The organism is Haloglomus litoreum (assembly GCF_029338515.1).
GTDB classification, from domain to species: domain Archaea; phylum Halobacteriota; class Halobacteria; order Halobacteriales; family Haloarculaceae; genus Haloglomus; species Haloglomus litoreum.
In genome coordinates this window covers 2527022-2546174 of sequence record NZ_CP119988.1, presented here as the reverse complement: position 1 = coordinate 2546174, position 19153 = coordinate 2527022, and the positions used below count along the sequence as shown (strand labels likewise).

At 69.3% G+C, this 19153-nt stretch carries 21 protein-coding genes; 13 read left to right on the top strand and 8 right to left on the bottom strand.

Annotated elements, in window-relative coordinates; genetic code table 11:
* Positions 1-93 precede the first annotated feature (93 nt).
* Positions 94-1563 carry a DHH family phosphoesterase gene (locus tag P2T62_RS12600; RefSeq protein ID WP_276257433.1) on the top strand — a complete coding sequence of 490 codons (1470 nt, stop codon included), beginning with the start codon at positions 94-96 and terminating at the stop codon, positions 1561-1563.
* Positions 1564-1599: 36 nt separating this feature from the next.
* Here P2T62_RS12600 and P2T62_RS12595 read toward each other — a convergent pair whose 3' ends face one another.
* Positions 1600-1905, bottom strand: coding sequence for a PRC-barrel domain-containing protein (locus tag P2T62_RS12595; RefSeq protein ID WP_276257432.1), 306 nt, complete (start codon positions 1903-1905; stop codon positions 1600-1602).
* A 201-nt stretch (positions 1906-2106) separates the two neighbouring features.
* Here P2T62_RS12595 and trxA point away from each other — a divergent pair, with 201 nt between their 5' ends.
* Positions 2107-2538: a thioredoxin gene (trxA, locus tag P2T62_RS12590; protein ID WP_276257431.1), complete on the top strand. Its 432-nt coding sequence runs from the start codon at positions 2107-2109 to the stop codon at positions 2536-2538.
* An 84-nt stretch (positions 2539-2622) separates the two neighbouring features.
* A complete protein-coding gene (locus P2T62_RS12585; protein ID WP_276257430.1) occupies positions 2623-3786 on the top strand; it encodes a CNNM domain-containing protein in 1164 nt (387 codons plus the stop codon).
* Between the two features lie 71 nt (positions 3787-3857).
* On the opposite strand, the gene P2T62_RS12580 is transcribed toward P2T62_RS12585, so the two are convergent.
* Positions 3858-4328 (bottom strand): Lrp/AsnC family transcriptional regulator, encoded by a 471-nt coding sequence (locus P2T62_RS12580; RefSeq protein ID WP_276257429.1) that lies wholly within the window; start codon positions 4326-4328, stop codon positions 3858-3860.
* A gap of 171 nt (positions 4329-4499) precedes the next feature.
* On the opposite strand from P2T62_RS12580, the gene P2T62_RS12575 reads away from it, so the two are divergent.
* A complete protein-coding gene (locus tag P2T62_RS12575; protein ID WP_276257428.1) occupies positions 4500-5558 on the top strand; it encodes a hemolysin family protein in 1059 nt (352 codons plus the stop codon).
* Positions 5559-5610: 52 nt separating this feature from the next.
* Here P2T62_RS12575 and P2T62_RS12570 read toward each other — a convergent pair whose 3' ends face one another.
* The 3 genes from P2T62_RS12570 to P2T62_RS12560 form a co-directional block, all read right to left on the bottom strand.
* A complete protein-coding gene (locus P2T62_RS12570; RefSeq protein ID WP_276257427.1) occupies positions 5611-6474 on the bottom strand; it encodes an alpha/beta fold hydrolase in 864 nt (287 codons plus the stop codon).
* 106 nt (positions 6475-6580) lie between these two features.
* The gene (locus tag P2T62_RS12565; RefSeq protein WP_276257426.1) at positions 6581-7915 is read right to left on the bottom strand and encodes a sulfatase-like hydrolase/transferase; all 1335 of its coding nucleotides are present in this window, start codon (positions 7913-7915) and stop codon (positions 6581-6583) included.
* Between the two features lie 83 nt (positions 7916-7998).
* The gene (locus P2T62_RS12560) at positions 7999-9387 is read right to left on the bottom strand and encodes a sulfatase (RefSeq protein WP_276257425.1); all 1389 of its coding nucleotides are present in this window, start codon (positions 9385-9387) and stop codon (positions 7999-8001) included.
* A gap of 167 nt (positions 9388-9554) precedes the next feature.
* On the opposite strand from P2T62_RS12560, the gene P2T62_RS12555 reads away from it, so the two are divergent.
* The 6 genes from P2T62_RS12555 to P2T62_RS12530 all read left to right on the top strand — a co-directional run bounded on the left by P2T62_RS12555 (position 9555) and on the right by P2T62_RS12530 (position 14678).
* Complete coding sequence (locus tag P2T62_RS12555) at positions 9555-10343, top strand: glycosyltransferase family 2 protein (RefSeq protein ID WP_276257424.1); 789 nt, start codon at positions 9555-9557, stop codon at positions 10341-10343.
* A gap of 43 nt (positions 10344-10386) precedes the next feature.
* A complete protein-coding gene (locus P2T62_RS12550) occupies positions 10387-10542 on the top strand; it encodes a DUF7557 family protein (protein WP_276257423.1) in 156 nt (51 codons plus the stop codon).
* A gap of 236 nt (positions 10543-10778) precedes the next feature.
* A complete protein-coding gene (locus tag P2T62_RS12545) occupies positions 10779-11786 on the top strand; it encodes a TIGR04024 family LLM class F420-dependent oxidoreductase (RefSeq protein WP_276257422.1) in 1008 nt (335 codons plus the stop codon).
* A gap of 92 nt (positions 11787-11878) precedes the next feature.
* Positions 11879-12754, top strand: coding sequence for an SDR family oxidoreductase (locus tag P2T62_RS12540; protein WP_276257421.1), 876 nt, complete (start codon positions 11879-11881; stop codon positions 12752-12754).
* Positions 12755-12862: 108 nt separating this feature from the next.
* The gene (locus P2T62_RS12535) at positions 12863-13786 is read left to right on the top strand and encodes a DUF7351 domain-containing protein (protein WP_276257420.1); all 924 of its coding nucleotides are present in this window, start codon (positions 12863-12865) and stop codon (positions 13784-13786) included.
* Positions 13787-13976: 190 nt separating this feature from the next.
* Positions 13977-14678, top strand: a complete 702-nt coding sequence (locus P2T62_RS12530; RefSeq protein WP_276257419.1) for a class I SAM-dependent methyltransferase — start codon at positions 13977-13979, stop codon at positions 14676-14678.
* A 96-nt stretch (positions 14679-14774) separates the two neighbouring features.
* On the opposite strand, the gene P2T62_RS12525 is transcribed toward P2T62_RS12530, so the two are convergent.
* The 3 genes from P2T62_RS12525 to P2T62_RS12515 form a co-directional block, all read right to left on the bottom strand.
* Entirely contained in the window at positions 14775-15569 is a 795-nt protein-coding gene (locus P2T62_RS12525) for an enoyl-CoA hydratase/isomerase family protein (protein ID WP_276257418.1), read from the bottom strand.
* Between the two features lie 50 nt (positions 15570-15619).
* Entirely contained in the window at positions 15620-15820 is a 201-nt protein-coding gene (locus P2T62_RS12520) for an HVO_0649 family zinc finger protein (RefSeq protein WP_276257417.1), read from the bottom strand.
* A 67-nt stretch (positions 15821-15887) separates the two neighbouring features.
* Positions 15888-16340 (bottom strand): hypothetical protein, encoded by a 453-nt coding sequence (locus P2T62_RS12515; protein WP_276257416.1) that lies wholly within the window; start codon positions 16338-16340, stop codon positions 15888-15890.
* Between the two features lie 117 nt (positions 16341-16457).
* On the opposite strand from P2T62_RS12515, the gene P2T62_RS12510 reads away from it, so the two are divergent.
* The 3 genes from P2T62_RS12510 (at position 16458) to P2T62_RS12500 (ending at position 18652) form a co-directional block, all read left to right on the top strand.
* Complete coding sequence (locus tag P2T62_RS12510; protein ID WP_276257415.1) at positions 16458-16781, top strand: uS10/mL48 family ribosomal protein; 324 nt, start codon at positions 16458-16460, stop codon at positions 16779-16781.
* A gap of 70 nt (positions 16782-16851) precedes the next feature.
* A complete protein-coding gene (locus P2T62_RS12505) occupies positions 16852-18192 on the top strand; it encodes an amidohydrolase (RefSeq protein ID WP_276257414.1) in 1341 nt (446 codons plus the stop codon).
* A 79-nt stretch (positions 18193-18271) separates the two neighbouring features.
* The gene (locus P2T62_RS12500; protein WP_276257413.1) at positions 18272-18652 is read left to right on the top strand and encodes a DUF7522 family protein; all 381 of its coding nucleotides are present in this window, start codon (positions 18272-18274) and stop codon (positions 18650-18652) included.
* Positions 18653-19153 lie beyond the last annotated feature (501 nt).

Here is a 19153-nt window from a genome sequence, read left to right as displayed (position 1 = left end):
CCCGCTCTGACCCGTGTGTCACGGGGTCACGCGGCGCCCCGGTCGCGTCGGAGGACGGGGTTTTTGTAGCCCGCCGCCGCAAGAACCGCCAACATGAGCAGCGCCGTCTCGATGGCCTCGATGTCGACCTACGCGATCCTCGGCTGTGGGAGCGTGGGCCACGCCGTGGCCGAGGAACTGGAGTCCGAGGGGAAGGACGTCCTCATCCTCGACCACGACGAGGGCAGGGTGGAGGCGCTGCGCGACCAGGACCTCGACGCACGGACCGCCGACATCGCCGAACCGGACGTCGCCGACGCCATCGGCGACCGCGACGTCATCCTCATCATGTCCTCGGACGTGGCCGCGAACAAGGCGGCCGTCGAGAACATCCGGAGCCGCGGCGACGACCAGTTCATCGTCGTCCGGGCCTCGGACCCCGTCACGGCGGACGAACTCACGGAACTCGGCGTGGACGTGGTCATCAACCCTTCCGAGGTCATCGCCGACTCGGCGCTCCGGGCGCTCGAAACGGGTGAACTGGAGCACCGCGCCGAGCGGCTCGCCGAGGTGCTGAGCCGGGGCGAGCGGCTCGCCATCCTCGCGCATCGCTCGCCGGACCCCGATTCGATCGCCAGCGCCGTCGCGCTGAAGGCCATCGCCGAGTCGCTGGGCGTGGAGGCCGACATCCGCTACGAGGGCGAGATCGGCCACCAGGAGAACCGCGCGTTCGTCAACCTGCTCGGGATCGAACTCGCGCCGCTCGACCGCGACGACCTCTCCTCGTACGACACACTCGCGCTGGTCGACTACGCCCGCGTCACCGAGTACGACCTCGACCGGCAGCCGGACATCCTGATCGACCACTTCGAGCCCGAGCTCGAGTACGAGGCCGAGTTCGCGGACATCCGGCCCAACGTCTCCTCGACCTCGACCATCCTGACGAAGTACATCCAGGAGTTCGATCTCAACCTGAGCGAGGAGGTCGCGACCGCGCTGCTGTACGGCATCCGCGAGGAGACGCTCGACTTCAAGCGCGACACCACGCCCGCGGACCTCACCGCAGCGGCGTACCTCTACCCGTTCGCCAACCACGACACGCTGGAGCAGGTCGAGTCACCCTCGCTGTCGCCGGAGACGCTGGACGTGCTCGCCGAGGCCATCCGGAACCGGGACGTCCAGGGCTCGCATCTGGTCTCCAACGCGGGGTTCATCCGCGACAAGACCGCCGTCTCGCAGGCCGCACAGCAGCTCCTCAACCTGGAGGGCATCACCACCACGGCCGTCTTCGCGGTCACGGACGACACCATCCACCTCGCGGCGCGCTCGAAGGACATCCGGATGAACATCGGTGCGGTCCTCGAGGACGCCTTCGGGGCCATCGGCGAGGCCCGCGGCCACTCGACGGACGCGACCGCGGAGATCCCGCTCGGCATCTTCACGGGACTGGAGGGGAACGGCGGGAACCGGGAGACGCTGCTGAGCCTGACCGAGCAGGCGGTGAAGTCGAAGCTCTTCGAGGCGATGGGCGTCGACGTGGAGGTCGAGGGCGGGAGCGGCGGCGAGCCGGCGAACGGCTCCTGAGCGCCGTCCCGTCGCCCGCTGGCGGGCGCGGACCTGTCAGGCCGAGGAGGCCGCCGCCAGCGCCTCCTCCTCCTCGTTGGTGCCGTGCATCCGCTCGACGATGCTGTTCACCAGGATGATGTCGCCGACCGACCGGACCCAGCGGTACGGGATGATGACGCCGCGGCTCCCGCTGGCTCGCTCGTCGAAGAGGTCGTGGTTGAGCTGGGTCAGCGCCAGCCCCGTCACGCCGCGTGCGTCCACATCGAGTCGCAGGTCCTCAACCTGGCCGACGAAGACGCCGTTGTTCGAGTAGACCTCCCGACCGACCAGCGTCGTGATCTCCTGTGGTTCCTCGGTCATGGACGGGCCGTTGCGGTCACCGATTATCAAGCTTCCCCGCGCGTCTGACGCCCGTCTGTCCGGGGTCCGACGACATCGCGACACGGGTCCGCCCACGGCGGTCGACGGGCAGCCGGATTCCTGTGTCGCGGCGAGGGCGCGAATGCGGAATCCGGACACGACCCCGGGGTTCTTAATCTCTGGAGGTCCCTATGCCGACATATGAGTGAGCCGAGCGATACGGAGGACGAGGAGATCGAAGCCATCCGCGAGCAGAAGCGTGAGGAGTTGCTCTCGACCGCCGAGGAGGGCCAGCAGGGGACCGCGGCCGACGGTGGCCCCACCGAACCGATCCACATCGACGGCGCCGACCACCTCGAGTCGGTCCTCGCCGAGCACGATGTCGTGCTGGCGGACTTCTACGCCGACTGGTGCGGTCCGTGCAAGATGCTCGCGCCGACCATCGAGGAGATCGCCGCCGAGGAGGACGCCGCCGTCGTGAAGATCGACATCGACGCGAACCAGCCGCTCGCACAGCAGTTCGGTGTCCGCGGTGTCCCGACGGTCCACCTGTTCCGTGCTGGCGAGCCCGCGGGCGAGTGGGTCGGCGTCAAGGACAAGGCGACCTACGTGAACGCCATCCGGGCGGCGTAGAGGTTGCTGACGGCCCGGTACGGCGTCTCACGGTGCCGCCGTGCCAGAACCCCTTTTTGTCGCGCGACAGAAGCGCCAGTATCGATGGCTTCGAGCGCTGCACTCGTCGGACTTCGTCTGATCGGGGGTGTCGTCCTCCTGTTCGCCAACGGCTTCTTCGTCACGACCGAGTTCGCGATGACACGGGTCCGCCAGTTCGCGCGCGAGGAGTTCACCGGCCACCCAGGGCTCGACCGGGCCTGGGAGATGACCGAGCGCCTGGAGATCTACCTGTCGGGCTGCCAGGTCGGGATCACCGTCTCCAGCGTCGGACTCGGCGTGGTCGCAGAGCCCGCGCTGACCGCGGCCATCGACCCGCTGTTCCGGGCCGTCGGGTTCTCCGCCGGCGGGGCGAGCCACGCCGCCATCTCGGTCATCGTGGCGCTGGCGCTGATCAACATCCTCCACGTCATCATCGGGGAGCAGGCCCCGACCTATCTGGGCGTCGAGCGCTCGAAGTTCGTCGCGAAGCACGGCGCCCGGCCGCTCTACTACTGGACGAAGCTCATGAGCCCGGTCATCCTCTTCGCGGACTGGGTCGCGAAGAAGCTGCTCGGCGCGTTCGGCGTCACCATCAGCCGAGCGTGGGCCGAGGAGGAGATCGAGGGCGAGGAGGGGGGCGACCGCCCCAGCGACCGTGCGGACCTGCGCGCCGCGATGGGCGAGCGGATGCGCGCGCTCGGGGTCCCGGCGGACCGGCGCGAGGAGGTGATGAACGCCCTCTACATCGACCGCGTCCAGGTCCAGGACGTGATGGTCGATGCCGAGGCCATCACGCCCCTCTCCGTACAGGAGCCGCTGGAGGTGAACGTCGAGCGCATCCGCGAGCATCCACACACCCGGTTCCCACTCGTCGGTGAGGACGTCTCCGACTTCCGCGGCATCGTCTACGTCCCGGCGGTTCTCCGGGACCTGGACGACCTGGAAGCGGGCGAGCTCACCCTGTCGGACCTCGCGGCCGACCCGATGACCGTCCCGGCCGATCTCAGCGTCGCGGACCTCATCGACCGGTTCCAGGACGAGAAGCAGGAACTCGCGCTGGTGGTCGACCCGGACGGGGAGACGACGGTCCTCGGGCTGGTCACCGCCACGGACGCCTTCGAGGCCATCACCGGCGAACTGGAGGACCCGCTCGACGAGGAGACCCCGCCGGGTCTCACGGCCGACCCCACGACCCGCCCGGCAGGTGACGACGCCAGCGGCGCCTGACAGGGCCGGCCTCCCTCGGCGATTTCACATCCCAGCCATAGCGGTGAGCCCGGGCCTCGACCCGGGGATGGTCAGTCCTCGCCCGCCTCGAAGTTCGCGAACGGGCGCCGGTGCGTGTTCCGGATCAGGTCCTCGTCGGAGACCTGCAGCCCCAGTTCGTCGAGTTCCTCCCCGATGCGGGTCAGGTCGTCCCCGTCCAGGCCGATGGCCTGCACCAGGACGTTCGCCTCGCCCGTCATCACCTCCTGCACCTCCACGACCCCCGGGACGTCGGCCGCCGCCGCCGCCAGCTCCTCGCGGTCCGGAATCGGTGCCGTGCAGACGATGAGCGTGAACAGCTGATAGCCCGCCCGCTCGTAGTCGACGTCGGCGTGGTACCCCCGGATGATGTCGGCAGCTTCCAGCTGCTGGGTCCGGTTGCGAACGGTACTCGCGGAGACCTCCAGCGAGGACGCGATGTCGTTCGAGGAGGTGTGACGGGCCTCCCGCTGCAGCCGGAAGAGGATCTCCCGATCCAGCCGGTCGAGTTCGTGGTCGTCCATCCGGCGGGATATAGCGTGCTGGCTCGGATAACCGTATCCCCGGAACAGCGGTCCATCCCCGGATGCGGTATCTGAGTGGCCGTGGTTATCAGTTCGACAATCTCATTCATAATGGGACAGACAATCACTGCATTCTAACCGCTGGCCGAGCAAGGGCTGCGCACACACCCGATGAGTCCTCTCGAGATTGGCATCCGACTGGTCGCCGGGGTACTGTTGATCCTCGCCAACGGGTTCTTCGTCGCCATCGAGTTCGCCCTCACGCGCGCTCGGCAGTTCTCCGAGGAGGAGTTCGTGGACGGCACGCCCGCGCTCGAGCGGGCCTGGGAGATGACCCAGGACCTGGAACTCTACCTGACGACGTGCCAGGTCGGCATCACCGCCTCCAGCATCGCCGTCGGTATCGTCGCGGAGCCGGCCCTGGCGGCACTGTTCGAGCCGCTGTTCGGCGGGACGGTGCTGGCGACCATCGGCGCCGGTGCGCTGCTGGCCTACCTCATCATCAACCTGGTCCACCTGACCCACGGGGAGCAGACCCCGACCTACCTCGGCGTCGAGCGGTCCCGGTTCGTCTGCCGGTACGGGGCGAGGCCGCTGCACTGGTTCTACGTCCTGATCTCGCCGATCATCACGCTCGGCGACTGGGTGGCGAAGGGGACGCTGAAGCTGTTCGGCGTCGAGATGAGCGGCGCGTGGCTGGAGGCCGAGGAGGATGTCATCGAGTCACGCGCCCAGCTCCGGACCCGCATGAGCTCGCTACTCCAGCAGGGTGAGGTCTCCGGCGAGCGACACGAGGAGGTGCTGAACGCGCTCGCGGCCGGCACGACCGAGGTCCGCGAGGTGATGGTCGACGCGGCCGACATCGTCTACCTCTCGACCACGGCGTCGGTCGAGGAGAACCTCCGGCAGGTCTCCGAGACGCCACACACCCGGTACCCCCTCATCGGGGAGTCGCCCGACGACTTCGTCGGCGTGGTGTACGTGCCCAGCATCGTCAACCGGATGGCGGCGCTGGAGGCGGGCGAGGTGTCGTTCGCGGAGATCGCGGCCCCGCCGATGACGGTGTCGGCGGACACGACGGTCAGCGACGCGTTCGACCAGTTCCAGGCCGAGAGCCAGGAACTTGCGCTGGTGCTATCCGACGGGGAGGTGGTGGGACTCCTCACGGCGACGGACGCGCTGGAGACCGTCATGGGCGACCTGGAGGACCCGCTGGACCAGGCACACTGACCTCCCGGCGGACCCGCTGGCCCGCGCGGCCGGGGGAGAGACCTGGAACGGCTCACGCCTCGCCCAGGAACCGCGAGACCTGCTCGAGCACCGCCTCCGGGCGCTCGCGCGGCGGCCAGTGGGCACAGTCGTCCAGCACCACGCACTCCCCATCCGGGGCGAGGTCGGCCGCCCGTTCGGACCACGCCGGCGGGAACACCTCGTCCGCGGCACCGTGCAGGAACAGCACCGGCTGCTGCAGTTCCGGGAGGAGCGGGACGTACGAGGTCGCGTACCCCTGACGGGTCACTTCGGCCGCGCGCCACTGCCGGAAGGCGTGGCCCGGGTCCTCGCGCTGGAGCAACGCGAACAGTTCGTCGACGGCCTCGTCCGGCACCGAGTCCGGGTCGACGACGATGCTCCCGAGGCTCGCCCGGGCCAGCCGCCGCGACCGCGCGAGCAGCGCGAGCGACAGCCGGTTCAGCACCGGCGCCTGGGCCAGCGCCCACGTCAGCAGTCCGTTCGACAGCTCCGTGCCGAGGCCGAAGCTGTCGATGGCGACCAGCCGCTCGACCCGCTCGTCGGCCAGCGCCAGTCCGAGGGCCACGCCGCCACCCAGCGACAGCCCGCACAGGTCCACACGTGCGAGACCGAGCGCGTCGCAGAACCCCCGGACGGCCTCCACGTGATAGGCGGTCGAGTAGGCCGCGACCGGCCGGTCGCTGTCGCCGTAGCCCGCCAGGTCCGGCGCGAGGACCGGTCGGCCGAGTCCGGCCGCCAGCGGCTCGATGACACCGCCCCACGAGCACCGCGCCGAGTCGACGATGCCCCCGTGCAGGCAGACGACCGGCGGCCCGCCGTCACCCTCGGGCGGGTCCACGCGGAGGTAGTGCAGCCCGACCCCGTCCGCGTCGACACGATGGTCCTGTATCGTCACGACCGGTCGCTCGGGCTGGGGGCACTTGACCGTTGGAGTCGTGCTCGGGGACGGCGAGCCGCGACCGGTCGAGCGTCGGGAGCGCCCGGCTGGCGGACCGCCCCACTCAGGCGTAGCCCAGGTCGGCCAGCTGCTCCATGACGGCCTCGGAGTACTCCCCGTCCTTCCGGCCCCGGTGGTAGGTCAGGTCGTCGACGAGCGACGCCATCCGGGCCCGTGGGTCCGCGACCGAGGTCGACCCCTCGGCCCGGAACCCGTCGAGCGTCTCGAACCCGTAGTAGTCCTCGTCGAGCGCGATTCCGTAGAGGCGTTCGTCGAAGTCGGCGGCGTCGGCGTAGTCGGCCTCGGCGAGGGTCCGCCGGCGGAACCAGTTCAGCCCGAGGTACTCGGTGAGAACGCCCTCGGTCGGTTCGAGCGGCTCGCGGAGGTCCCGCCCGCGGCCGGTCGCGCTCTCCGGGCCCCCGTCGGGTACGGCACCCGCGAGTTCGAGAACCGTCCGATGGACGTCGAGGAGCCCGACGGTCTCGTCGCGCTCGTCGGCACCGCCGAGTCCCGAGACGACGAGCGGGACGTGCGTCAGCTCCGGGTAGAGCCCGTAGCCGTGCCCCCAGATACCGTGCTCCCCGAGCATCTCGCCGTGGTCCGAGCAGGTGACGACGTGGTCGAACTCGGCGTCCAGTTCGGCGTAGATATCGCGGTAGATGTCCGAGAGGTACCGGACCGAGTCGTCGTACGCCTGCCGGACCCGGTCGCCATCGATCTCGTCGCCCCGGACGGTCTCCTCGAAGCCGGGGTGGACGTCGAGGTCCACGGAGCGGTACGCCTCCGGCGGGTCCCACGGCGCGTGGGCCTCCATCAGGTTGACGAACAGGAACTCCTCGTCGTCGAAATCGGTCCCTCGGACGTACTCCAGGGCCTCCCGCGCGCCGCTGTCCTCGACGGTGTGGGTGCGGTACTTGATCTCGGCGCCGTGGCGGAGCGACGCGAGCGTGTCGCAGTCCGAGGTGAGGCAGGCCCAGAGCGCCTTCGCGTAGCGTGCGGGCCCCTCGTCGCTGTGCTCGCGGATGAAGGCGTTCCACTCGAACACGTCGGCTTCGGCGTTGGCGTGTCGGCAGTTCCAGGCCCCGTCGAAGTGGTCGAAACCGCGGTCCCAGTCGAACTCGCGGGTGACGTTCGCGTTCGCGGTGAAGGCCCGGGTCGTCAGCCCGGCCTCGCGGCAGCGCTCGGCCAGGGTCGGCATCGGCGGGTCGAACTCGTGGGACTCGGCGTTCGTCCCCGTCTCGCTCGGGTAGTGGCCCGTGAACAGGCCGGCGTGGGAGGGCACCGTGTAGTGGCTCGGGGCGTACGCGCGCTCGAAGCGGGTTCCGGGGAGCCAGTCGAACTGCTCGTCGAACCGGTCCTTGCGGAGGGTGTCCAGCACGACGAGGGCGACACTCGGCATCGGTGGTGTCGTACCCGTTCACCGGGCATAAGTCCTGTCGACCGGGACGGAGCGGACCTGTATCGCCGGAGGCTACGGCAACATCACTCCAGGTAGCCGAGGTCGGCCAGTTGCTTGCGCATCGCGTCGTCGAACTCGGCGTGCTGGGCCTCGCCGACCGGCGCGCCCTCGTCGGCGAGCCAGGACTCGGTGAGCGCGGCGAGTTCCTCGGCCATCTCGGGGTACTCGTCGGTCGCGTCGATCGTCTCGTTGGGGAGCGCGAACAGCTCCGAGCGCTCCCCGCTGGTCTGGTACTTGAACTCGCGTGTCCGCAGCGCCGTCAGCAGGCCGCTGTGGAACCGGGAGGTGTCGTAGTCGGGGTCCGCGCCGAGCAGCCCCTCGAAGTCCATCGGCGAGCGCTGGGCGACGACGTAGTCGCGCTCGCGCTCGTCGAGGTCGATGCCCTGCAGCTGGGCGGTGTCGCCGCCCGCCCGTGCCAGTAGCGTCTGCAGGAGGTCGACGTGCTGGACCAGGTCGTCGTCCGCGACGTCGAGGTCCGCACCGTGGACGACCGTGGGGACGTTGATGAGCGCGTCGTCGAGGACCCAGCGGTGCGAGAGCAGGCCGTGCTCGCCGAACAGCTCCCCGTGGTCGGCCGTGACGACGACGACGGTGTCCCCGGGGACCCGCTCGCGCACCGCCTCGACCAGGCGGCCGACCATCTCGTCGGTGTAGGCGACCTCGGCGTCGTACATCGCCTTCAGCGCGGCCATCTCCCGATCGGAGAGGTCACAGCCCGCGGCGACCCGCTTCATCAGGTTCCGGTGGATGTCCATCGAGATGTCCGCGGCCTCCCGGGCCGTGATGTCGAGGTCCGCGGTGTAGCGGTCGAGCCACGGCAGCGGCGGGTAGTACGGCCGGTGTGGCTCGTTGTAGTGGAGGTAGAACAGGAACGGCTCCGCGTCGGCGAGGTCGTCGAGCCACCGCGTCGCGATGTCGTTCATCAGGTACGGCGTCGCGTGCTTCGCGGTGTCGGGTGTGAGGCCGGCGGAGTGCCGGCGGATGTTCAGGGCGTACTTCACGAGCGAGCGGGGGCCGGCCGCCTCCAGGAGCGTGTCGGCGGCGAGCCACTCGAAGCGGTCGAACCCGCGGTCCAGCCCGGTTGCCGCGCTAACGTGCGAGTTCCGGGAGAGGCAGGCCGTCCGGTAGCCGACATCGCGGAACAGCTCGGGGACCGTCGTCAGCTCGTCGGGGACCCGGTCGCCCTCCATCCCGATGCGGCTGTGCGAGGGGTAGGTGCCGGTGAGGATGGAGCCGCTGGAGCCCAGCGTCCACTGGCTGTGCGCGAAGCAGGCCGAGAGGTCCTGGCCCGCCGGCTCGTCGGCCAGCGCCTGCATGCGCGGCGTCGTATCGCGGTGGTGGCCGCCGAGCGTGGTCCGGTCGCGGCGGACGCTGTCGAGGGTGATCCAGACGATGTTCGGCCGCTCGGTCATCGTCGGACCGAGGCCACCGGCGGGCACAAGTCTTTCCGTCGGCGGCGAGGGCCGCCGCGGCCGCCGCTCGCGTCAGGCGCGGCGTGCGAGCGGGCTCTCGCGCGCCGGGCACGGCGGGCCGTGGACGGACGGGTTTTTGCCCCCGTGTGGGGTAGGCCCGCCAACCGATGTCCGACGCCCCGCGCCTGGAGGTGGCGATGCCGACCCACGAGAGCGCCGCCGTCATCGAGGGCGCGCTGGCACACCTCCGCCGGAGCGAGGCGGCCTGCGAGCCGACCGTCGAGCGCCTGCTCGTCGTCGACGACGAGAGCGACGACGACACCGTCGACCTGGCGCGGCAGGCCGCCAACGAGGCCGGCTGGGGCTTCGAGGCCATCATCGAGCCGTGTTCGCTCCCGGAGGCACGCGAGCGAGCCATCGCGGCCGTCGAGGCCGACTGGTTCCTCTTCCTCGACGACGACGTCCGGGTGCGCGAGTCGTATCTCGACGACCTGTTCGGCGCCGTCGGGCCGCTCGTGGGTGGCGTGCAGGGCCGGAAGGGCACCCGGACCGAGCACCCGACCGACTGGGTCCGGCGGCGCGCCCGGCGGGGCGGCACGCACGCCTCGCTCGTCCGGACCGAGGCCGCTCGCGGCGTCGACTTCCCCGACGACCTGCACGTGCTGGAGGACGAGTGGCTCCGCCGCCACGTCGACGCCGGCGGCTGGCTCTGGGTGCTGAACCACCGCGCGCGCTTCGACCACGACTCCATGGAACGCCACCCCATCGGCTGGCAGGAGGGCTACCTCGGCGGGAAGTACGGCCTCTCGACGATACAGGACGTGGCACTCAACGTCCCGTTCGCGCTCGCGACCGGCCGCTCGCCCCTCCCCCACGCGAAGCGGACGGCCGGATGGCTCCGCGGCTACCTCGACCGCGAGCGAGGGCGGGCGCCGTCGGCCGAACTCCCGGAGTGACCGCCGCCGAGCATAAGTCCCCTCGTCCGCAACCTCCACATGTATGCCGCGAGTCGAACTCTCCGAGGAGACCGTCGAGCGGCTGGACGCACTGAAGATCGACGACGAGAGCTACGACGAGGTCGTCACGGAACTCATCAACATCTACGAGGCCGAGGAGCTGACCATCTCCTACGGGAGCGGCGGCGGCAACGTCTGAGCCGGGGAACCAGACTCCAGAATCCCTGGCTTTATCGATAATTGGGGGCATTTTCATTCGAAGTCAGAAATTATCCACTTATAGTATCTTCCGGTCGGGTATCTGCCAGTTACACGATGGGAAACCCACATCGTTCACCTCGACGGGGGGCTCAGGTCGTGGGGCCCCGCTGGCGTTTCGGTGGGTCGGGCCCCTGCGGACGAAGGTTCAAGTGACGGCTCCGCGACTCGGCGGGCATGACATTCGATGCGGCGCTGGACGGGACGCTGATGTTGTCGGACCACTCCACCATCGACGAGGCCGTCGCACAGGCCGGGCGCTACGAGGACCACGGGTTCGAGCGCGTCTCGATGGGGGAGGTGACCGGGTGGAACATCGTGCCCGTCCTCACGGCCATCGGCCGGGAGACGGGTATCGGCATCTCCAACGACGTGTTCTCGCCGCCGTCGCGCTCGCCCGCCATGCTGGCCCAGACCGCGCTCACGCTCCACGAGGCCAGCGACGGGGACTACCGGATGGGGCTGGGGCCGTCCTCGCCCGCGCTGGTCGAGCGCTGGCACTCCGGGGAGTTCGAGCCCGCACTCCGGCGGACCCGCGAGACCATCGACATCGTCCGTGCCGTCTACGAGGGCGGCAAGGTGTCCTACGACGGCGACGTCTACGAGCTGGGCGGGATGGGCTACGACCGGCAGGTGCCCGACGATCCGCCCGCCATCGACCTCGCGACGCTCGGCCCGAAGGCGGTGGAGATGACGGGCCGGTTCGCCGACGGCTGGGTCCCGCAGCTGTTCACGGCCGACGGCCTCCGCGACCGGCTCGAGGACCTCGAACGCGGCGCCGACCTCGGGGACCGCTCGGTCGACGACGTGCGCGTCGCGCCGCTGGTCCGAACGTTCGCCCACGAGGACGGCGACCACGCGCGCTCGATGGCCCGGCAGATGGTGTCCTTCCTCGTCGGCGCGTACGGTCCGTTCTACGGCAACTCCGTCGCCGAGCAGGGGTACCCGGAGGCCGTCGAGGAGATCCGCGCGGCGTGGGAGGAGAAGGACACGGCTGCCATGGCCGCGGCACTCCCGGACGAGGCGCTCGAGGCACTCGCGGCCGCGGGCACGCCCGAGGAGGTCCGCGAGCACTACCGGAAGCTGGCAGCCATCGACGGCGTGGACGCCGTCCGGTGTGCGTTCGTGGCGGGGATGAGCCAGGACGACAAGGAGACGACGATGGCCACACTGGCGGAGCTGTAACTGCCGCCCGCGGACCGGGTGGCCGGGGTCGGCCCCCCCTCGGAGCCACTGTCAAACAATAGCATTATCCCCCGGCAACCTGAACGCCGTCTATGAGTCTGGAGCGACCCGACCTCGAAGGCAGCACTGCGTTCATCACCGGCACCACGCGCGGCATCGGCAAGGCCATCGCGCTCGACCTGGCCGAGCAGGGCTGCAACATCGTCTCCACCGGCAAGACCAGCGAGAACAACGACTACGGCGACGACAAGGGCCTCGAGGGGACCATCGAGCAGACCGCCCGCGAGTGCGAGGAGAAGGGCGTCGAGGCACTCCCCATCGAACTGAACGTCCGCGACGAGGAGATCGTCGAGAACGCCGTCGAGGAGGCGGTCGACCACTTCGGCGAGGTGAACATCCTCATCAACAACGCGAGCGCCATCCAGCCCGCCAACGTCGAGGACCTGCCGGCGAACCGGTTCGACCTCCTGACCGACGTGAACATCCGCGGGACGTACATCACCTCGCGAGCGATGATCCCGCACCTGCGCGACGCCGACGAGGACGCGTGGATCCTGACGAACGCGCCCGCGGCCCGGACCGACCGGAAGGTCGGCGGCTCGGCCTACGCCTGGTCGAAGATGGGGATGAGCTTCGTCACGCTCTCGCTGGCCGGCGAACTGGCCGGCGACGACATCGGCTGCAACTCCTTCTGGCCCGTCACCGCCATCGACACCCGCGCGACACGGCACTTCGGGATGGGTACCGAGGACGACTGGCGGACCCCGCAGGTCGTCTCGGACACCGTGCTGGGTATCCTGAACGAGGACCCCGCCGAGTTCACCGGGAACGCCGTCTACGACGAGGACTTCCTCGTCGAGCGGGGCATCACGGACTTCTCGGAGTACAACCTCACCGAGGGCGACCCGCACCCGATGTCCGCACAGATGGTCGACCCGAACTACGAGCGACCCGCCGAACTGCAGTAACGCCAGCTACTCCGCCCGTCCGTGGCTGACGGTGCCGGCTGGAACCGCCGCCGGACACCCGACCGGGGGTTCCTTTGTTGATGCTGCTCTACTCCCGACGAGCGAGCAATGACTGGCGAGTCTGGGGTGGCGGAGATGTTCGGCCTGCTAGCGGACGAGACGCGGGTGGACATCCTGCGCGCCGTCGCGCTCGCGGAGCACGAGCGCACCGGGCGCGGGGCGGGCGCAGTCCGCCTGCGGTTCTCCGAGATATACGACCGCGTGGATGCCGAGAACACGTCCCGGTTCTCCTACCATCTCGGGGAGTTGACCGGGACCTACCTCCGCAAGACCGAGGAGGGGTACGAGTTCACCCACGCGGGCGAACGCATCGTCCGGTTCATCCTCTCGGGGAACTACGAGGTGCTGGAGGGGTTCGGGTCGGAACCGGTCGACGGCGTCTGTCCGTTCTGCGGGGCGGAGGCGCTCGCGGCGTCGCTCTCCGAGCGACACGTCCATATCAGCTGTGGGGCCTGCGAGCGGCCGGTCGCGGGGCTGCCGGTGACCCCCGCACAGACGCGTGATCGGGATGCCGAAGCGGTCATCCGGAGTGTCAGGCGGAAGAGCATCCGGGACTACCGGCAGATACGGAACGGCGTCTGTCCGACCTGTAGCGGCTGGCTCGCCGCCGATGTCGTCGACGGGTCGGACGGCCCCCTTCCGGAGGCGGACAGCTTCCTCGTGACCAGCGAGTGTCGGGAGTGCCTCCGCCAGTACAACGCCCCGCTGACCTACAGCGTGGCCTATCACCCCGCTTCCGTGGCGTTCCACTGGGACCGGGGGATCGACGTGACGACGGTACCGGCCTGGGAGTTCGGGGAGCGGCTCCGGGAGGGCCAGTGGACCTCGGAACGTCGGTCGTCGGGACCGGGGACCTACGAGGTGACGCTCAGGGCCGGCGACGACGCGCTGCGCTTCCGACTGGACGACACCGCGGCCGTCACCCGGACCGAGCGCGTGCGGCGCGGGCGCGGTGGCGAGCCAGATAATTGACAGCTAGCTTTCAAAACAGCGTTTGAGCTGCGGTCGCCTCATCCCCCCTCTGTGACTGAACTGCGCACGGACTCTCTCGTACTGCCGCTCATCGCTCAAAACCGATTGTGAAAACGATTCGATGAATTATCAATTTGAGAACACATTCTTGTGTCGTCGGCCGGAGTCCTCACCAGAGGTCGAACACCCGATGCCAGCGACAGACACGAACATCCAATCGCACAGGACGCCCGGTTCCGACGGGAGCCGTGGCAGCGACGGAACGCCGTCGACTACCCGCCCGAAGTCCGCCGACGACATCGCGGACCTGTACGCGGACGTGGCGGATTCCCTCCACCGGTGGCGCTGGGCCGACCGCCTCGTCACCGGTCGCTACCGGGAGCGACAGTTCGGCGCCGCCAGCGGCTGCGTGCTCGACGTGGCCTGCGGGACCGGGACCAACTTCCCGTACCTTCCCGTCGATGTCGACCTGGTCGGCATCGACATCAGTCCCGAGATGCTCGCGAACGCGCGTGAGGCGCTCGACCGCCTGCCGCTGGAGGGGTCACTCCGCCGGATGGACGCACAGTCCCTGGCGTTCCCGGCCGACAGTTTCGACACCGTCGTCTCGGCGCTCTCCACGTGTACGTTCCCGGACCCCATCGAGGCCCTCCAAGAGATGGAGCGCGTCTGCAAGCCGGACGGACGCATCCTGCTGCTGGAACACGGGCGGAGCGAGGTCGGGCCCCTCGCCCGGTTCCAGGACTGGCGCGCCGAGGCCCACTACGAGAAGCGGGGCTGCCGCTGGGACCAGGAGCCGGTCGCACTGGTGGAGCAGGCGGGCCTCCCGGTCGTCGATGAGTGGACCGCACTCCTTGGAACCGTCACCGGAATCGAGACGGCTCCCCGTTGACCGTCGGCGCCGCCGGCCGGTGGCCACTTGCGGACCACGGACGCACGTCGGCCCGGGGTGACCCTCGGTCGTCGCGTGCCCCACAGCGGCGTCGGCTCACTCCCCCTCGAACTCGGGGTCGCGCTTCTGGGCGAACGCCGTGATGCCCTCCAGATGGTCGTCCGTCTGCGCGCAGTCGGCCATCCCCTGCGTCTCGTGGGCTAGTTGCGTCGGCATGTCGTTGGCGTACGACTCATCGAGCAGTCGCATCGTCCGGCCGAGCGCGACCGTGGGCCCTTCGGCGATCTGCTCGACGACCTCGTCGAGGCGGTCGTCGTACTCGTCCTCGGCGACGACCTCGGTGGCGAGGCCGCGCTCGACGGCCTCGGGTGCCTCGACGCGCTCGTTGAGCAGTACGAGTCGTTTGGCCTCGCGCCGGTTGACGGTCCGGGGGAGGTAGAAGGTCGAGCCCCCGTCGCCCGTCATGCCGATCTTCGGGTAGCCGTACTGGAAGTAGGCGTCCTCGGAGGCGATGGTGTAGTCGCCGGCGATGGCCAGCGAGAAGCCCGCGCCGACGGCCGGCCCGTTGACGCCCGTCACGACGGGAACCTCTGCCTGATGGAGGTGGAGCATCGCGTCGTGGAGGACGGCCGCGCCCTTCCGGAAGCCACGTGCGGGTGTCGCGGCGTCGGCGCTCCCGAGGTCGAGAACGTCGCCACCGGCACAGAACACGCCGTCCGAGCCCGTCATGACGAGACACCGGGGTCGGTCGTCCTCGAGCCGGACGAAGATGTCCGTCAGCTCGTCGATCATCGTCCGGTTCATCGCGTTCATCTTGCTCGTGCTGTCGATGACGACGTGCCGGATGCCGTCCTCGTCGGTCACGCGGAAGTTCTCGAATTCGTCGCTCACGACCCGCCCGTCACCCCGGGAGTACGTAGACCTTCGGGGGCGCCGTCGCCCTAGCGTCGCAACCGGAGGGTGCGGCTCGCGACCGCCCCACACGAGGGACAGGTCCGCTCGTAGCGGACCCGACCACCGTCGGTCCGACAGGTCCACTCCGCGGCGTCGCTTCCACACTCCGGACACCGCGACTCCGTCCGGGTCAGTCGGTCCCGCATCCGGTCGAGCGCGGTGGTTCCTGTGGGGCCTTGCACTGCCATGGTGTGTCATACACCATCGAACGTGATAAATCGAACGGGCGGCCCGGAACTGCCTCGAAACGTACCCTCACGGGCCGTACCGAACGAGGAAGCCTGCCAGCAACAGGCCAACACCGCCGACCTCGGCGACGACGAGCGCCACCATCGCGCTGGTCACGACCCGAGGGTCGAGTTCCCGGTCGCCGAGGACGTGCGGCCTGGCGAACTGGTTCTCCGTGTCCTGCAGGGCACCGTGGACGACATAGGAGGCGACGGCGCCCGCGAAGAAGACCTGGGGGAACGCCACCGCCGCGACCGTCACGGGTTCCGAGAACGGCGCCACGGTGGCGAGTTCGAACAGCACCAGTGCCGCGAACGCGTAGAGGAGGGCGGCGCGGTGGGCGATGTCGACGTAGGTCGGGGCGGTCGCGGCCCCCTCGGCCGTCGCACGGATATGGGCGTACTTCCAGACGCCGGTCAGAAGACCGACGAGCAGGAACGAACCACTGCCGAACAGGGCGAGTTGAGCGGCGGGGCGCATACGGGGTCCAGCGGTAGTCGTCGCCTGAACCCTGCGGTTCCGTGCGTCGAGCGTCAACCGCTCCCGCATCGTCCACCAACCGAATCCGTTTTGTCCGCCCCCGGACCACGGACGGGTATGCCGTTCGTGACTCGGCTCACGCTCCAGTCCGGGGACCGCGAGACGCTCGAGCGGGTCGTCACCGACATCAAGGAGCGCGCCGAGCGCAAGGGGGTCGAACTCCGGGGACCGAACCCCGAACCACAGCGGGACGTGACGGCGCCCCAGTACCAGCGGCTCGACCCCGATGGTGGCCGGTTCGAGGGCTGGACCTACCCCGTCTACGTCCGCTCCATCGTCATCGTGGGTCACGACGAGTTCGCCCGGAACGTGGCCGGCGCGGACTACCCGTCCAGTATCCACATCGAAGCTGACATCGAACAGGTCAGCAACCCCGGCTAGTTCTCACGGCGATACGCGGACCGGTCCCACGGCCTGTAGTCTTTAACCGCCCGGGCGTCGAGGGTCGGCCATGAGCGAGAGTTCCACTGGTCCGGACGGGGACGCGCCGGACCACGGTTCGACGGCCCCCGACCACCTCGTCGCCCTCCGGCGTGACCTCCATCGTCACCCGGAACCCGCCTGGCGGGAGTTCTACACCACCGCGCGCATCGTCGAGGAACTGGAACGCATCGGCGTCGACGAACTCCACCTCGGCCCGGACGCCATCGACCCCGACCTGCGGGTGCAGGTCCCCGATGCGGCCGAACTCGCGGAGTGGCGCGAGCGCGCGCTCGAGGCCGGAGCGGACCCGGACGTCGTCGAGCAGCTGGGAGAGGGTGTCACCGGAGCGGTCGCGGTCGTCCGACAGGGTGACCACGAGCAGGGACCGACCATCGCGCTCCGCGTCGACATCGACGCGCTCCCGCGGGCGGAGTCGACCGACGACGACCACATCCCCGCGCGGGAGGGGTTCCGTTCGGAGACGGGCGCGATGCACGCCTGCGGCCACGACGCACACGCCACGTTCGGTATCGGCGTCCTCGAACGGGTGAAGGAGAGCGACTTCGAGGGGACGCTGAAGCTCCTCTTCCAGCCCGCCGAGGAGGTCATCGGCGGCGGGAAACCGCTGGCGAACTCCGGCCACCTCGACGACGTGGACTACCTCCTCGCAGTCCACGTCGGCCTGGACCACCCGACCGGTGAGGTCGTGGCGGGGATCGACGGGTTCCTCGCGGTGACCCAGTTACGCGCCGAGTTCACTGGTGAGGGCGGACACGCCGGCGCGCGGCCGGAGGAGGGTCGCAACGCGGTGCAGGCGCTGGCGACGGCCGTCCAGAACCTCTACGCCATCCCGCGCCACAGCGAGGGGGTCACACGAATCAATGCCGGGCAGGTGGGCGGCGGCACGGCCTCGAACATCATCCCCGAGGAGGCGTTCCTCCAGGGGGAGGTACGGGGCGGGACGACCGAACTGCGGGACTACATGCAAGAGCGGGCGGAGCAGGTCATCACGTCGGCGGCCGAGATGCACGCGTGTGACGCCGACATCACCATCGAGGGGGCGGCGCCCTCGGCGACGAGCGACGAGTCGCTCGTCTCGCTCGTTCAGGGCCTCGCTGTCGACATCAGGGGCGTCGAGTCGGTCGTCCACCGCGACGACCTCGGCGGGAGCGAGGATGCCACGGAGCTGATGCGGTACGTCCAGGAGCGGGGTGGGCAGGCCGCCTACGTCTGCGTCGGGACGGACCACCCTGGAGGCCATCACACCGCCACCTTCGATGTCGACGAGCGATCGCTGCCTATCGGTATCGACCTCCTGACGGAGTCGGTACTCCGGATCGCCCGTGAGCGACCGGATGCCGGAGAGTAGTCACGACTGGCAGGGTCCGGCCCCCGACGCCGCTCTGGTGGTCCGGATGGTTTTGTGTGGCCCCGTGATAGCGGGACACATGACGAGGGGGAACGTCGAGCGCCTGACGGAGTTCTGTCGCACGCAACTCGAGGACGAGGTGCGGGCCGTCGGTCTCGTCGAGAACGGACGGGTGGAGCCGGAGTATATGCGCGACGACCTGCAGAGCCGGTACACGGAGCGCGAACTCGCAGGGCTGGAGGACGCCGCCTCCCAGACCGCCGGTGCCCTCCACGGGCTCAACACCTACAACACCTCGCTGGGCCAGTCCCACGCCGGCCTGTTCGCGTTCGAGGACGCCTTCCTGCTGCTGATCCCCTGTGGCGACGAGGACGAGGCGGCCTACGTCTCGCTCGACCGGTCGGTGGGCGAGGACCTCTCGGCGTTCATCAAGCGCTGCACCAACGAGCTGTTCTCCTGAGCCACGGGAAATCCGTTGGAACAGGCCGTCGTCTCCAGTGGCTTCGTTGCCGATCACGAACAGGCGACACCGCTCCCTCCGCCGGACCGTGGTGCCGCGCTGGCGGAACCGACCAGTCGGTGACGTTCCGACTGGTCGGGTCGGCGGTCCGGCGACGACTCGTCAGGGCATGGGGGCGCTGGTCGCGTTCCGGTACTTGAACGTACGGGACTGGAGAATAGGTTTGGAATATCTCCGATTGTAGTTCAGGTTGACAAACATCGCGACAAATGCATGAATTAGTAAATAACACGTGTTGGTGCGGCTATGAATCCGAAGAGTGCATCCGCGCGAGCGAAGCGAGCGCGGTTCACTTCCGTCGGAGCGAGCTCCGACGACGTTCGGGCTGTCACCCTCACCGCTGGCAACCGACGGGAGCCAGCGGCATTTTTTCTGAACGTCTGTTGGCCGAGCGGTTCGGCGTTCGGGAGAGCGAAGCTCTTCCGCAGCCCATCAGAACGC

Excerpts from the sequence above, each read along its gene's own strand:
- P2T62_RS12600 (WP_276257433.1), top strand. The coding sequence starts at position 94 with ATGAGCAGCGCCGTCTCGATGGCCTCGATGTCGACCTACGCGATCCTC.
- P2T62_RS12595 (WP_276257432.1), bottom strand. The coding sequence starts at position 1,905 with ATGACCGAGGAACCACAGGAGATCACGACGCTGGTCGGTCGGGAGGTC.
- trxA (WP_276257431.1), top strand. The coding sequence starts at position 2,107 with ATGAGTGAGCCGAGCGATACGGAGGACGAGGAGATCGAAGCCATCCGC.
- P2T62_RS12585 (WP_276257430.1), top strand. The coding sequence starts at position 2,623 with ATGGCTTCGAGCGCTGCACTCGTCGGACTTCGTCTGATCGGGGGTGTC.
- P2T62_RS12580 (WP_276257429.1), bottom strand. The coding sequence starts at position 4,328 with ATGGACGACCACGAACTCGACCGGCTGGATCGGGAGATCCTCTTCCGG.
- P2T62_RS12575 (WP_276257428.1), top strand. The coding sequence starts at position 4,500 with ATGAGTCCTCTCGAGATTGGCATCCGACTGGTCGCCGGGGTACTGTTG.
- P2T62_RS12565 (WP_276257426.1), bottom strand. The coding sequence starts at position 7,915 with ATGCCGAGTGTCGCCCTCGTCGTGCTGGACACCCTCCGCAAGGACCGG.
- P2T62_RS12560 (WP_276257425.1), bottom strand. The coding sequence starts at position 9,387 with ATGACCGAGCGGCCGAACATCGTCTGGATCACCCTCGACAGCGTCCGC.
- P2T62_RS12555 (WP_276257424.1), top strand. The coding sequence starts at position 9,555 with ATGTCCGACGCCCCGCGCCTGGAGGTGGCGATGCCGACCCACGAGAGC.
- P2T62_RS12550 (WP_276257423.1), top strand. The coding sequence starts at position 10,387 with ATGCCGCGAGTCGAACTCTCCGAGGAGACCGTCGAGCGGCTGGACGCA.
- P2T62_RS12545 (WP_276257422.1), top strand. The coding sequence starts at position 10,779 with ATGACATTCGATGCGGCGCTGGACGGGACGCTGATGTTGTCGGACCAC.
- P2T62_RS12540 (WP_276257421.1), top strand. The coding sequence starts at position 11,879 with ATGAGTCTGGAGCGACCCGACCTCGAAGGCAGCACTGCGTTCATCACC.
- P2T62_RS12535 (WP_276257420.1), top strand. The coding sequence starts at position 12,863 with ATGACTGGCGAGTCTGGGGTGGCGGAGATGTTCGGCCTGCTAGCGGAC.
- P2T62_RS12530 (WP_276257419.1), top strand. The coding sequence starts at position 13,977 with ATGCCAGCGACAGACACGAACATCCAATCGCACAGGACGCCCGGTTCC.
- P2T62_RS12520 (WP_276257417.1), bottom strand. The coding sequence starts at position 15,820 with ATGGCAGTGCAAGGCCCCACAGGAACCACCGCGCTCGACCGGATGCGG.
- P2T62_RS12515 (WP_276257416.1), bottom strand. The coding sequence starts at position 16,340 with ATGCGCCCCGCCGCTCAACTCGCCCTGTTCGGCAGTGGTTCGTTCCTG.
- P2T62_RS12510 (WP_276257415.1), top strand. The coding sequence starts at position 16,458 with ATGCCGTTCGTGACTCGGCTCACGCTCCAGTCCGGGGACCGCGAGACG.
- P2T62_RS12505 (WP_276257414.1), top strand. The coding sequence starts at position 16,852 with ATGAGCGAGAGTTCCACTGGTCCGGACGGGGACGCGCCGGACCACGGT.
- P2T62_RS12500 (WP_276257413.1), top strand. The coding sequence starts at position 18,272 with ATGACGAGGGGGAACGTCGAGCGCCTGACGGAGTTCTGTCGCACGCAA.